General features: G+C 72.1%; 11 protein-coding genes. 6 read left to right on the forward strand and 5 right to left on the reverse strand.

Annotation, left to right across the window (positions count from 1 at the left end):
• The first annotated feature begins 237 nt into the window (after window positions 1-237).
• The 5 genes from CLT72_RS22165 to CLT72_RS22185 all read left to right on the forward strand — a co-directional run bounded on the left by CLT72_RS22165 (window position 238) and on the right by CLT72_RS22185 (window position 5,954).
• Window positions 238-2,742, forward strand: a complete 2,505-nt coding sequence (locus CLT72_RS22165) for a putative bifunctional diguanylate cyclase/phosphodiesterase (protein WP_396802210.1) — start codon at window positions 238-240, stop codon at window positions 2,740-2,742.
• Window positions 2,743-2,777: 35 nt separating this feature from the next.
• Window positions 2,778-4,082: a glycosyltransferase 87 family protein gene (locus CLT72_RS22170; protein WP_101413417.1), complete on the forward strand. Its 1,305-nt coding sequence runs from the start codon at window positions 2,778-2,780 to the stop codon at window positions 4,080-4,082.
• A 9-nt stretch (window positions 4,083-4,091) separates the two neighbouring features.
• On the forward strand, window positions 4,092-4,724 hold the full coding sequence (locus CLT72_RS22175) for a phosphoribosyltransferase (protein ID WP_101413418.1): 633 nt from the start codon (window positions 4,092-4,094) through the stop codon (window positions 4,722-4,724).
• Window positions 4,725-4,746: 22 nt separating this feature from the next.
• A complete protein-coding gene (locus CLT72_RS22180; RefSeq protein ID WP_101413419.1) occupies window positions 4,747-5,169 on the forward strand; it encodes a TFIIB-type zinc ribbon-containing protein in 423 nt (140 codons plus the stop codon).
• A 113-nt stretch (window positions 5,170-5,282) separates the two neighbouring features.
• Window positions 5,283-5,954: a maleylpyruvate isomerase N-terminal domain-containing protein gene (locus CLT72_RS22185; protein ID WP_101413420.1), complete on the forward strand. Its 672-nt coding sequence runs from the start codon at window positions 5,283-5,285 to the stop codon at window positions 5,952-5,954.
• Between the two features lie 37 nt (window positions 5,955-5,991).
• On the opposite strand, the gene CLT72_RS22190 is transcribed toward CLT72_RS22185, so the two are convergent.
• A complete protein-coding gene (locus CLT72_RS22190; RefSeq protein ID WP_101413421.1) occupies window positions 5,992-8,694 on the reverse strand; it encodes a replicative DNA helicase in 2,703 nt (900 codons plus the stop codon).
• A gap of 378 nt (window positions 8,695-9,072) precedes the next feature.
• On the opposite strand from CLT72_RS22190, the gene CLT72_RS22195 reads away from it, so the two are divergent.
• Window positions 9,073-10,605 (forward strand): hypothetical protein, encoded by a 1,533-nt coding sequence (locus CLT72_RS22195; RefSeq protein WP_101413422.1) that lies wholly within the window; start codon window positions 9,073-9,075, stop codon window positions 10,603-10,605.
• Window positions 10,606-10,732: 127 nt separating this feature from the next.
• On the opposite strand, the gene rplI is transcribed toward CLT72_RS22195, so the two are convergent.
• The 4 genes from rplI to rpsF form a co-directional block, all read right to left on the reverse strand.
• Window positions 10,733-11,179: a 50S ribosomal protein L9 gene (rplI, locus tag CLT72_RS22200; RefSeq protein WP_101413423.1), complete on the reverse strand. Its 447-nt coding sequence runs from the start codon at window positions 11,177-11,179 to the stop codon at window positions 10,733-10,735.
• A 14-nt stretch (window positions 11,180-11,193) separates the two neighbouring features.
• Window positions 11,194-11,433 (reverse strand): 30S ribosomal protein S18, encoded by a 240-nt coding sequence (gene rpsR / locus CLT72_RS22205; RefSeq protein ID WP_007073789.1) that lies wholly within the window; start codon window positions 11,431-11,433, stop codon window positions 11,194-11,196.
• A gap of 41 nt (window positions 11,434-11,474) precedes the next feature.
• On the reverse strand, window positions 11,475-12,011 hold the full coding sequence (locus CLT72_RS22210) for a single-stranded DNA-binding protein (protein ID WP_172896610.1): 537 nt from the start codon (window positions 12,009-12,011) through the stop codon (window positions 11,475-11,477).
• 81 nt (window positions 12,012-12,092) lie between these two features.
• Entirely contained in the window at window positions 12,093-12,383 is a 291-nt protein-coding gene (gene rpsF, locus CLT72_RS22215; protein WP_074315517.1) for a 30S ribosomal protein S6, read from the reverse strand.
• Window positions 12,384-12,536 lie beyond the last annotated feature (153 nt).

Raw genomic sequence — 12,536 nt, forward strand, 5'->3', positions numbered from 1 at the left:
GCGGGCGCGCTTCTCATCCATTGCCCATAGTTACATATATCCCTCCATAATTGGCCGAACCGCACTTAGGCTGTCGGCGTCGCGGAACACAGCGGCGCAAGGGCCAACGCGAGACCGGGGAGGGATAGCGATGTCGGCACACGAGTGGAACTGAGCATTGTGGCTGGCGCGTGACCGCGGGTAATCTTGGCGTGCTTCGCAGGCGAGAGCAGTCGGGACGCGGTGACACGACCGGACGTGGGCAAGACAGAGGCCGAGCGGCGGCTCACGCTGCACGTCGGCCTCGTCTGCGTTGTGGCCGCCATCGCGGCCGCCCTGTGCCTGCGCGAGCTGACCCGGCTGGACTGGTCCCGTAGTCACCTGACCCTCTCCCTCGCCCTGATCTGCCTGGCCTTCCTGGGCATGACGATCAAGTGGCGGATCCGGATCCGCGCGACGGTGCACGCGATCTCCTGGAGCGAGACCGCCATCATCCTGAGCCTGGCGGTCGCTCCGACCCCCCTGGTCATCCTGACCACCGGGATCGGAGCGGCAATGGCCCAGTACTTCGCCAGGCTCCCACCGCTGAAGGCCGCGTTCGGAGTGGCCAAGACCATGCTCCTGGCGGTGGGCGGCGGGGCAGCCCTGCACGCCGCCGGCGGGTCACCGCCGATCACCGACCTCTGGCAGGTCCTCGGCCCGATCGGCCTCGCCTACGCCGTCGCGGTGATCCTCGACGAGCTGCTGACCCTCCCGGTCATCGCACTCGCCACCGGCACCCGGCTCCGGCAGCTCTTCCGCGAGGACCTCGGGCTGCGCCTGACCAGCGCGCTGGCGCGCTTCGTCCTCATCGTCACCACGCTGTTCATCCTCCACGCGGACCCCCGGCTCCTGCTCGCGGTGCCGCCCCTGGTGCTCAGCCTCCACCTGCTCTACTCCAACCGGGTCAAGGCCCGCACCGAGCAGCAGGCGTGGCAGCGCCTCGCCCGCACCACCGACGCGCTGAACGTGGTCGACCTGGACAAGGTCCTCACCACCGCCGTCACCCAGGCCGCCGAGCTGTTCTCCGCCGACGAGGTGGAGATCGAGCTTCGCGACGGCGGCCGGACCGTGCGCGGCGGCGCGGTCGCCATCACGTACGACGGGCCCGCCGGCGAGCCGGCCCCGACGGACGGCACCGTGGTCCCCACCCCGCTGGAAGGGCACGACCGGACGGTCGACGTGGGCATCCTGCGACTACGGTTCCGTGGTCCCGTGGCGCTCTCCGAGCGGGAGCAGTACACGCTGCGCACCTTCGCCTCGGCGCTCTGCACCGCCGTCCGCAACGCGCAGGCGTACGCCGAGCTGGCCCGCGTCGCCGACGAGCACGCGTACGCCGCCACCCACGACGCGCTGACCGGGCTCGCCAACCGCCGGCACCTGCTCGAACAGGGCAGCGAACACCTCGGCACCCGCCACGCCGACGGCGTGACCGCCCTGGTGCTGATCGACCTCAACCACTTCAAGGAGGTCAACGACACCCTCGGGCACGCCGCCGGCGACCAGGTGCTGGTACAGGTCGCCGAGCGGCTGAGCGGCGCCGCCCAGGACGGCGACCTGGTGGCCCGCCTCGGCGGCGACGAGTTCGCCGTACTCCTGCGGGGTCTGCCGGCCCCGGCGGTGGCCGCACACCGCGCGGAAACCCTGCTCGCCGCGCTGCACGAACCGTTCGACCTCGACGGCATGCGGATCAGCGTCGAGGCCAGCGGCGGGATCGCCGCCGCACCCGCCACCGGCGGCATGCCGGAGCTGCTGCGCCGCGCCGACGTCGCGATGTACCAGGCCAAGCGGGCCGGGCAGCGCACCTCGACGTACGCCCCGAGCCGCGACACCGCCGACCTCGGCCGGCTCACCCTCGGCGGCGAACTGCCGCGCGCCGTCGCCGACCACGAGTTCACCGTCAACTTCCAGCCCATCGTCGACCTGGGCACCGGCCGGGTCACCGGCGCGGAGGCCCTCGCCCGCTGGCACCACCCCACCCACGGCATGATCGACCCGCTGCGCTTCCTGGAGGCCGTGGAACGCTCGGGCCTGCTCCCCGCCTTCGCCGAGGCGATCCTCGACCAGGCCCTCATCGCGGCGGGCAGCTGGCGCGACGCCGGCTTCGACGTGCCGGTGGCGGTCAACGTGTCGCCGCGCAGCCTCCTCGACGCCCGCTTCCCCGGCTCCGTGCTGGCCCGCCTACGGGCCCACGACCTGCCCCCCGACCGGCTGGTCCTCGAGCTGACCGAGACGCTCACCCTCAGCCAGCTCGACGTGGTCGACCGGGTGCTCAGCCGGCTGCGCGACGAGGGCGTACGCCTGGCGCTCGACGACTTCGGCACCGGCTACTCCTCCCTGTCGCTGCTCTCCCGCATCCCCGTGCACGAGCTGAAGATCGACCGCAGTTTCGTGACCGCCATGGAAAGCTCCGCCGAGGCCGCCGCCGTCATCCGCTCCACCCTCGACCTCGGGCGCAGCCTCGGGCTCGACGTGGTGGCCGAGGGCGTGGAGAGCGAGCCGCAGCGCCGGGCCCTCTGGGAGCTGGGCTGCACGGCCGGCCAGGGACACCTCTTCGCCCGGCCGATGCCCGCCGGCACCCTCCTCGCGGCGTTCCGGCGCGGCTCCGGGGGCAGCCCCGGCACGCTCGCGCCCCCACTGCACGACGCGGGAGCCGTCATCCGGTTCGCCCCCGGCCGCCGGCAGGGCGGGCGCGGCCGGACCGACCGCCACCTGCCCGCCTGACGCGGCGGCACGCGCCTGCTGCCAGACTGGCCCGCGTGACCGCCGCCCCGACCACCCGCCGCCCCGGCTGGCAGCGCCTCGACTCCGCCGCCGGCGGACTCGCCCTCGACCTCGGCCTGTACGCCGCGTCGGCCGCGTTCGCCGCGATCACCGCCGCCACCTCCACCCTGGTCCCGCACCGCGCCTGGGGCGCCGTCGCCGCCGTCGGCTACCTCCTCGCCGCCCTCGCCGCGACCGGCCAGCTCCTGGCCCGCCGCCGCGACCCCGCCTCGCCGTTGGCCGGACTGCGGGCCCGCTGGGCCGTCACCGGCTTCGCCTGGTTCGCCACCGCCCTGCTGCCGCTGGCCTGGCAGAGCATCCAACGGGCCGGCGGACGCACCGACCGGGCGCAGGAGGAGGTGCTGGTCGTCGAGGAGTCCGGCCAGCGGCTGGCCGACACCGGCACCCCGTACCTCGGGCACGACGCGATCGCCGCCCTGCCACCCGGCGAACAACTGCTCGGCTACACCCCCTACCAGCCGGGAATGGCCCTGTTCGGGCTGCCCCGGGCCGCCGTCGACGCCTGGTGGACCGACGCCCGCGTCTGGTTCGCCGTCGGCACCGCGCTGGCCCTCGCCCTGGCGGTCCGCGCCCTCACCCGCGGCGCCCGCCGCGCCGCCGACGACCACACCCGGGCCGCCCTCCTGCGCGGCGTACAGGCCGCCACGGTCCTCCCGATCTGCGCACTCACCCTGGCCACCGGCGGCGACGACCTGCCCGTACTCGCGCTCTGCCTGCTCGCCCTCGCCCTCGCCGCCGCCGGCCGACCGGGCCGGGCCGGCCTCGCCGTCGGCCTGGCCGGGGCACTCAAGCTCTTCGCCTGGCCGGTCGCCCTCGTACTGATCATCTGGGGCCTGACCCGACGCGCCGGCCTGCGGGTCGCCGCGGGCGCGATCGGCCTGCCCGCCGCCGCCCTGCTGCCGGCCCTCCTCGTCGACCGCGACGCACTGGTCGAGAACGTGCTCCGCTTCCCGCTCGGGCACGGCCTGGTCACCAGCCCCGCGCAATCCCCGTTCCCCGGCCACCTGATCGCCACCGCGCTGCCCGCCGGCCGCGCCGTCGCCGCCGCCCTGCTGCTCGCCGCCGGGCTGGCCATCGCCGTCCGGCTCGCCCGCCATCCGCCCCGCACCGCCGTCGCCACCGCACTGACCTGCGGGTACGGCCTGCTCGCCGCGATCCTGCTGATGCCCACGACCCGCTTCGGCTACCTGCTCTATCCGCTCGCCCTCCTGGCGTGGGCCCCCGCCCTACGCCCCCCGGTTTCCGCGAACTGCCGGGCGGAGGCCGGCGACACGGCGTAGACCTGAGGCATGACCACCTACCGCGACCGCGAAGAGGCGGGCCGGACGCTCGCCGACCGGCTCACCGCCCTCATCGGTGAACCCGACGTCATCGTGCTCGGGCTGGTACGCGGCGGCGTGCCCGTCGCCCGGGTGGTCGCCGAGCGTCTCGGCGCGCCCATGGACGTGCTCGTCGTCCGCAAGCTCGGCATGCCGTGGGCACCCGAGGTGGCCTTCGGCGCGCTCGGCCCCGGCAACGTACGCGTCCTCAACGACGTCGTGGCCAGCCGGCTCACCGAGGGCGACGTCGCCGAGGTCGTCCGCCGCGAGCAGGCCGAGTTGGAACGCCGCGAGCGGCTCTACCGCGCCGGCCGGCCGCCGCTCGACCTGACCGGCCGCACGGCCGTGATCGTCGACGACGGCCTCGCCACCGGTGCCACCGCCCGCGCCGCCGTCCAGGTCGCCCGCCACCTCGGCGCCCGCCGGGTCGTGGTGGCCGTCCCCGTCGGCTCGCAGGAGGCGTACGAGATGCTGGCCGCCGAGGCCGACCAGGTCGTCTGCGCCCAGCACCCGCCGGAGTTCATGGCGGTGAGCGCCTACTACGAGGACTTCCACGAGGTTTCCGACTCCGAAGTCACGCAAGCGCTCACAGCGACCGCATGACCGGACCGGGTACGGTCGGAGGATGAGCCTGACCTGTCCCAAGTGTCACGGAGAAATGCGCCAGTACGAGCGCAGCGGCGTCGTCATCGACCAGTGCGGCGAGTGCCGGGGGATCTTCCTCGACCGCGGCGAGCTGGAGAAGCTGTTCGAGGCGGAGGCCAACTGGAACCGCCAGCAGGGCGGTCCGGCCCCGGCGCAGCCCGCCCAGCAGCAGGGCGGCTACCCCGGCCAGCCGAGCCACCAGCAGGGCGGCTACGCGCCCCCGCCGCCCCCGCCGCCGCCCGCCCCCGCCCCGCACCAGCCGGGCTACGGCGCCGTCCCGCCGCCGCCCCCGCCGGCCCACGGCTACCCGCCGGCCCCCGCCTACGGCCACCAGCACCACGGCTACCACGGGCACTACAAGCGCAAGAAGCACAAGAGCTTCCTGGACGAGATGTTCGGCTGAGCCACCCCGTCGACCGGGCCGGCGCCTCGACCGGCCCGGTCACCCGTGGCTCCGTGCCTCCCGCCCGCGCCGCTCACCGTGCCGGCCGACGGCGGTCGTGCGACGCTGCCCTGATGACGCTGCACCATCCGCTGGCGCAGGCGTACGACGGGATCACCCGGGTCGTCGCCGACCTCGACGACGCCGACCTGCAACGGCCCACCCGGTGCCGGGGCTGGCTCGTCGCGGACCTGCTGTTCCACGTGCTCTGCGACGCCCAACGGGCCCTCGTCGCCCTGGCCAGCCCCGCCGACGGCCCGCCCGACGTGGACGACGTGAGCTACTGGCGCGCGTTCCCGTCCGACGGGGACGGGGACGGCGCACGGCACGCCTGGTGGGCCCGCCGCTCCGCCGCCGCCTTCGACCGGCCCGGCGCCATCGTCCGGCTCTGGACCGACACCGCCCCCGCCGCCGTACGCGCCGCCGGCGCGGCCGACCCCGACGGCCACGTCACCACCCAGGGGCACGTGCTGCGGGTGCCGGACCTGCTCGCCACCCTGACCACCGAGGCCGTCGTGCACCACCTGGACCTGGTCCTCGACCTGCCCGACGCGCCCCTGCCCGGGGTGCTGGCCACGCGGGTCGCCGTGACCACGATGGACGGCCTGCTCAGCGACGACGCCGTCCGGCCGGCCGCGTGGAGCGACGCGGAGTACCTGCTCAAGGCCACCGGGCGAATGCCGCTCACCGACCGCGACCAGCTCGAACTCGGCGAGGTCGCCGGCTGGTTCCCGCTGCTGGCCTGACCGGTTCCCGCTGCTGGGCTGATCGGCGCGGCCGGCCTCAGACGATGGCCATGTCCACGAAGCGCGACAGGTGGAGTTGCGCGGCCACCGTCACCGTGTCGGTCGGACCATTTCTGTGCTTGGCGACAATGAAATCCGCCTCCCCGGCCCGCGGCGACTCCTTGTCGTAGTAGTCGTCGCGGTGCAGCAGGATGACGACGTCGGCGTCCTGCTCGATCGAGTTGTGGGTGGCGATGCCGTTGGCGATGAAGTTGTGGGTGCCGAGGACAGTGGCGTCGAAGACATCCTGCTCGCCGATCGACTCGATCGACTCGATCTCATCCCAGAAGATGTCGTTCGTGGCGTGCAGGTCCAGATCGGCGGCGTCGAGAACCGAAGCGATCTTCGCAAGCCTGGATCGACTGGGTGCGTGCTTCCACAGGGCGCTGCCACAGAACTGGGAACCGATCGCCGCCGCGAACTCCCGGTATGTCATGCCGTTCTCCGCCAGAATCTCCCGGACCCGACTCCACACCTCGCGCGGCACCGTGTCGACGTTGGTGTTGCTTTGCATCGCCGCGAGGGATGCGAGCAGGTCGGCGCAGTTGCGCGCCCTGTCGCCGTGCACGCCGATCTCCCGAAGGAACCGCAACTGGTCATCCCGTCCGCAGACGTCGAGCGTGTACTGAGGTCGGTGACGTTCGACAGGCACCGTCCTGAGGCGGGCGGTGATGCCGTACCTCAGCAGCAGCCGGGAGATGTCCTCAAGCATCCGGCGGCTTGTCGACGAGAAGTAGACACGACCACCGCGGCCGGACTTGTTCACGCTCACCGAGCCGTCTGTAGCCCACAGGTGCCGAAGGAAGAGGGTGATCTGCTCCTTGGGCATGCCGAAGACCGACGCCGGGATGAACTTCTCGTGCGACCGCAGGCCGAACAGCCCCAGACCGTCCAACCACTCGGCGACCGGATTGCGCCGGCCGCGAGCGAGACGGTAGGGAGCGGGAAGCCGCAAGGTAGTGACTCTGGCCGCTTCGTAGTCGTCACGAATGGCGGTTATGCCGAAATGCTTGGCTGCCTCCGCCACGGCCTGCAGGTTGTCCTCGTCGCGGCTCGCGTACCGAATCGGCTGACGGCGTACGAACGAGCCGTCGCCCAGAAGGTGTGCCAGCAGGACGAGCTCGGCCTCCGCCCACGGTCGGATCGCGAATGGAGGTGGCACATGCCGGGGTGTGGCAAGGCGCATTCCCGGCGTCAACTCTCCGAGCGGCACCCATCCAGCGAAGGTGAGGAAGGGATGGTTCGACGTCGCGTCGATCTGCTTGCCCGATGCCAGCGTCATGCGGAACACTTCCCGATTGCCGCTCGGAAATACGTGCGTCATCGTTCGCGGGGTGTAGCGAAGAGTCTCGTCGAGCGCCCATACCGGGATTTCCCTGGCACCCTCGGCAAGCAGCTCGCCGAGGGTGACTTCAGAGTTGTTGTCGGCCCGGATCAACCGTGTCTCCGCCGTCAGGCAACCGGATTCGCGCAGATCGGACAGCTGCGGTCGCTTGTCGGTGCGCTGCTCCGGGCCACGGTTCAGCTGACTGACCGCAATCACCGGGCACTCCACCTCCTTGGCGAGCAGCTTGAGACCACGGGAGAGGTCCGCGACCTCCTGCTGCCGGCTCTCGGTGCGCTTCGGAGAGGTCATCAGCTGGAGATAGTCGACCACGATCAGCTTGAGGTCGTGCCGCTGCTTGAGCCGGCGCGCCTTGGCCCGGATCTCCATCAGGTTCATGCTCGGCGTGTCGTCGACGAAGAGCGGCGCCTCACTGATCTCGCCCATGCAGCGGGCGAGCTTGGTCCAGTCGTCGTCGGAGAGCTGCCCGCTGCGCAGGACGTGCAGGGGCACGCGCGCCTCGGCCGACAGCAGCCGCATGACGATCTCGACCTTGCTCATTTCCAGCGAGAAGATGGCCGACGCTTGATTTGCCCGAATTGCCGCGTTTCGGGCGAAATCCATACTTGCTGTCGATTTGCCCAACCCGGGGCGTCCGGCGACGATCACCAGCTGCCCCGCGTGCAGGCCGTTGAGCAGCCGGTCCAGGTCGGTGAAGCCGGTGGGGACGCCGGTCATGACGCCGCCCTGGGCGCCCACCGCCTCGATCTCGTCCAGCGTCGGCTGGAGCATGTCGGCGAGTACGGCGAAGTCCTCGCTGACGCGGCGCTCCGTGACGTCGTAGACCGCCTGCTGGGCGAGGTCCACGATGTCGTCGACGTCGCGGCTGCCGCCCTGGCCCGTGCCGTAGCCCAGTTGCACGATCTTGGTGCCGGCCTCGACGAGGCGCCGCAGGACCGCCCGCTCGCTGACGATCCGGGCGTAGTACGCCGCGTTCGCGGCGGTGGGCACGCTGGCGATCAGCGTGTGCAGGTAGGGGGCGCCGCCGATGCGTACGAGATCGCCGGAGTCGGCCAGGGCCGCCGCCACGGTGATGGAGTCGGCCGGCTCGCCGCGGCCGTAGATCTCCAGGATGGTGTCGAAGATGGTGGCGTGCACCGGCCGGTAGAAGTCGTTGGTCTTCAGGATCTCGACGACGTCGGCGATGGCGTCCTTGGACAGCAGCATGCCGCCGAGCACGCACTGCTCGGCGGCGACGTCCTGGGGCGGGGTCTTGTCGAACTGGCCGTCGCGCTGCGGCGGCGGGGACGCCTGCCCCCCACCCGCTCGCGAGTCCGCCCGCATGTCGTCGGTGACCGACACGGGTCCCCCCTCCACTGCGTCGGATCCGGATCCAGCCGTATCGCCGGGGTACGACAACCTCGACCTGCCGGTCGATCGGGGGTCATCGCACGGCCGGTCGGGGGCCAACCATACGGAACCCGAGGTCAGCCCCTCAACCACGTCGGTGGACGAGCCTCGGGACAACCTGTGGACGCCGGGGGACGAGCATGTGCGTAGGGTGTGCACAACCTGTGGACAACGCCTGGGGAATTCTCCACCGCACGTCCGTGAACTGCAGAAACGCAATCCCCAGCCTGTGGACGACAAGTTTTCGGTCGAATCGCCCGGTCGAACGTCCCGTACTATCTCCAGCGAACGGCTACACCTGGACAGCGGATTGCGCCATCGGTTGAGAAGGGTCACGCTCCCGCCGTGAGTAACCGGGACTGGGGACGCGGGGAGGATGTGCCGCGCGAGCGACGGCCGGTAGCCCCCTGGCACGATCCCGCCGACCCCGCACCGGCCGGTCCCTACGAGCGCGCACCCGCTCGGCACCGCACGCCGAGCCGGCGGCGGGCCGCCGAACGCGGCCAGGGGGAGCCGGTCGACAGCTACCTGCCCCGTTGGGCGCTGGAGTCGGGAATCCGCAGCGCGGACGGCGGCGGACGACACGCCGCGCCCGACGACGAGGTCCGGGTCGAGGCCGACCGACCGTATTCCGGTGCCGCCTGGCGGACCACCGAGACCACGAGCAGTTGGCGCCGGGTCAGCGAGACGAGCTGGCGTACCGCTCCGGCGTCCGGCGCGGCGACGGAGTCGGAGCACACCGGGGAGTGGACGTTCGACCACCTGCGGGAGCGGGGCTACTCCGGGCGCCGGCGGGCCGAGGACGATCCCGTCTCGGGAGCGGCACCGCCGAGCCGGCCGAGGCGCTCGCCGTCGCACCCCCCGCAGGTCGTCTGGTCCGGGCTGGAGGAGGCGGAGGCGGCCGGTCCCGTACCGGACCGGGAGACCCGCCGGGGTCGGTGGGCGGCGGAGGACCGGCCCGCCGTCGGTCCCTGGGACCGGGGAGCGCTTTCCGACGCGTCCGAGATCCCGCCCTCCCGCACTCCGACCGTGGACGCGTGGGACGCCTCGGGTGTGCAGGCGTGGGACGCCTCGGGTGTGCAGGCGTGGCGTTCGGCCGGGGAGGTCGACCGCTGGGAGCACGCGGGCTCCGACCGCTGGGACCGGTCCGACGACACCGACCGCTGGGACCGCACCGACGACACCGGCCAGTGGGAGCGGTATGCCGACGGCGGGGGGTGGGACCGGACCGCGCCCGGTTCCGGCACCACGGCGGAGGGCTGGCCCTGGCCGGGGCAAGAGGACCGCGAGGAGGGCTTCTGGTCCGACACGCGCCTCGCGGGCGACGATCCCCGGTGGGCGGGTCCGTCGACGGCGGCACCCCGGTCACCGGTCACGCCCTACACCGCGCCGCGCCGGCGGGTGGCGGCACCGACGGCGAGGGCGGCGCAGCCGGTCGGTGCCACTGGGGCAGCCGTACGCCGATCGTCCGGGACCGCCCGGCCGGGGGTCCGGATCCGCCGCATCGAGGACGACCTGCTCGATCCCGATCCGGGTGGGCCGTGGCGGTCGTTGCTCTACACGGTCGCCTGCTATCTGGTGCCGGCGGTGCTGATCTTCGTCTGGTTGCTGACGCTGGACGGGCAGGTGCCGGCGGGGTGCGTCACGGACATCAGCGGAGGGGGTTGCGACTCACCGAGGTCGCGGGCGCTCGGCTCGGTGGCGTCGGGCCTGCCGCGCTTCGGGTTGGCGCTGGCCAGCAGCCTGGTCGTGGCGCTGCTGCTGCGTCGGGTCGGTACGACGTGGCGTTCGACCAGCGTCGCGCTGGCGGCGGCAGTGGTCGGCGGTGGCCTGTCCACGGTGATGATCAGCGCGGTGACCGGGCAGCCGATCGGCTGAACGGTCGAGGTTGGCACCCCGGGCCGGGGGCGGTAAAGGCCCGCCGGGAAGCGGCAGGAGCGGCCGTACGACGGACAGGGCCCGCACCGGTCGGTGCGGGCCCTGTGTCGTGGTGCGGGGTGAGGTGTCAGCCCTGGACGACGTTGAGGTCGAACTTGGCGGTCACCTCGGGGTGCAGCTTGATCTGCACCGGGTAGGAGCCGGTCGACTTGATCGGACCGGACAGCTCCAGCCGACGACGGTCGAGGACCGGGCCACCGGCGGCCTTGACGGCGTCGACGATCTCGGCCGGGGTGACCGAGCCGAAGAGCCGACCGCCGTCGCCGGCGCGGGCCTTCAGGTTGACCTTGAGGCCCTCGAGCTGGCCCTTGACCTCGTTGGCGTGGCCGAGGTCGCGGATCTCCCGGGCCGAACGGGCCCGCTTGATGACCGTGACCTGCTTCTCCGCACCCTTGGTCCAGGCGATCGCGAAGCCCTGCGGCAGCAGGTAGTTACGGCCGTAGCCGTTCTTGACCTCGACGATGTCGCCCGGGGCACCGAGGCCGGACACCTCCTGAGTCAGGATGATCTTCATATCGGTGCCTCCTCTCAGCGGGCCGTGGCCGTGTACGGCAGGAGCGCCATCTCACGGGCGTTCTTGACCGCACGGGCGATCTGCCGCTGCTGCTGCGAGGTCACGCCGGTCACCCGCCGAGCGCGGATCTTGCCGCGGTCGGAGATGAACTTGCGCAGCAGCGCGGTGTCCTTGTAATCGATGTAGGTGATCCCGTCCTTGTCGAGCGGGTTCACCTTCTTCTTCGGTTTGCGAAGTGCAGCGGCCTTGGCCATTGCTCGTGCTCCTGGTTTGCGATCGCGGGCGCTCGGCGCCATTAGAACGGGGGCTCCTCGTCGAAGTTGCCGCCACCCGAACCACCGCGCGAGGGTGCCGGTGCAGCCGAGGCCCAGGGGTCGTCGAAGTTGCCTCCGCCGCCGCCCTGGCCACCTCCACCACCGCCGCCGAAGCCGCCGCCACCGCCGCCGGAGCGGGACATCTTCTGCACCTTCGCCGTGGCGTAGCGCAGCGACGGGCCGATCTCGTCGACCTCGAGCTCGATGACGGTGCGCTTCTCGCCCTCGCGCGTCTCGTACGACCGCTGACGCAGCCGGCCCGAGACGATCACGCGGGCGCCCCGCTGGAGCGACTCGGCGACGTGCTCCGCCGCCTGCCGCCACACGGTGCACGCCAGGAAGAGCGGCTCGCCGTCCTTCCACTCGCCGGAGGCCTTGTCCATGAACCGGGGCGTCGAAGCGACCCGGAACTTGGCGACCGCCGCACCGGAGGGGGTGAACCGCAACTCGGGGTCATCGGTCAGGTTGCCGATGACCGTGATGGTGGTGTCTCCTGCCATGACCATCTCCTCGCGCACTCATCTGTTCTGCCGTACAGGCTCTCAGAGCCCTCCGACAGCGCCGATGAGGCTGATCCGGGTGAACCGGGTTGAATGCTTTTAGCGCATCTCCGGCCGGATGACCTTGGTGCGCAGCACGGACTCGTTGAGCCGCAGCTGACGGTCCAGCTCGGCCACCGCCGCGGGCGTCGCCTGCAGGTCGACGACGGCGTAGATGCCTTCGGCCTTCTTGTTGATCTCGTACGCGAGGCGCCGGCGGCCCCACACGTCGGTCTTCTCCACCGAGCCACCCGCGGTCCGGATCACGTTCAGGTACGTGTCGAGCGACGGGGCGACGGTGCGCTCCTCGAGACTGGGGTCGAGGATCACCATTACTTCGTAATGACGCAAGACGTGCTCACCTCCTGTGGGCTAAGCGGCCACGGTCCTTCCGTGGCAGGAGGTCTGCGTCGTGGCCCACGCCGGTTCCGGGGGGACCCGGCCGGACGCGGACAACCGGACCAGGATACCCGGTCCCGACGATCATGCCCGGGGCGGTCGGCG

The sequence above is a fragment of the Micromonospora sp. CNZ309 genome (assembly GCF_002846525.1).

Coding starts and splice junctions, on each gene's coding strand:
- CLT72_RS22185 (WP_101413420.1), top strand. CDS start 5,283: ATGACGCTGCACCATCCGCTGGCGCAGGCGTACGACGGGATCACCCGG.
- CLT72_RS22180 (WP_101413419.1), top strand. CDS start 4,747: ATGAGCCTGACCTGTCCCAAGTGTCACGGAGAAATGCGCCAGTACGAG.
- rpsR (WP_007073789.1), bottom strand. CDS start 11,433: ATGGCCAAGGCCGCTGCACTTCGCAAACCGAAGAAGAAGGTGAACCCG.
- rplI (WP_101413423.1), bottom strand. CDS start 11,179: ATGAAGATCATCCTGACTCAGGAGGTGTCCGGCCTCGGTGCCCCGGGC.
- CLT72_RS22175 (WP_101413418.1), top strand. CDS start 4,092: ATGACCACCTACCGCGACCGCGAAGAGGCGGGCCGGACGCTCGCCGAC.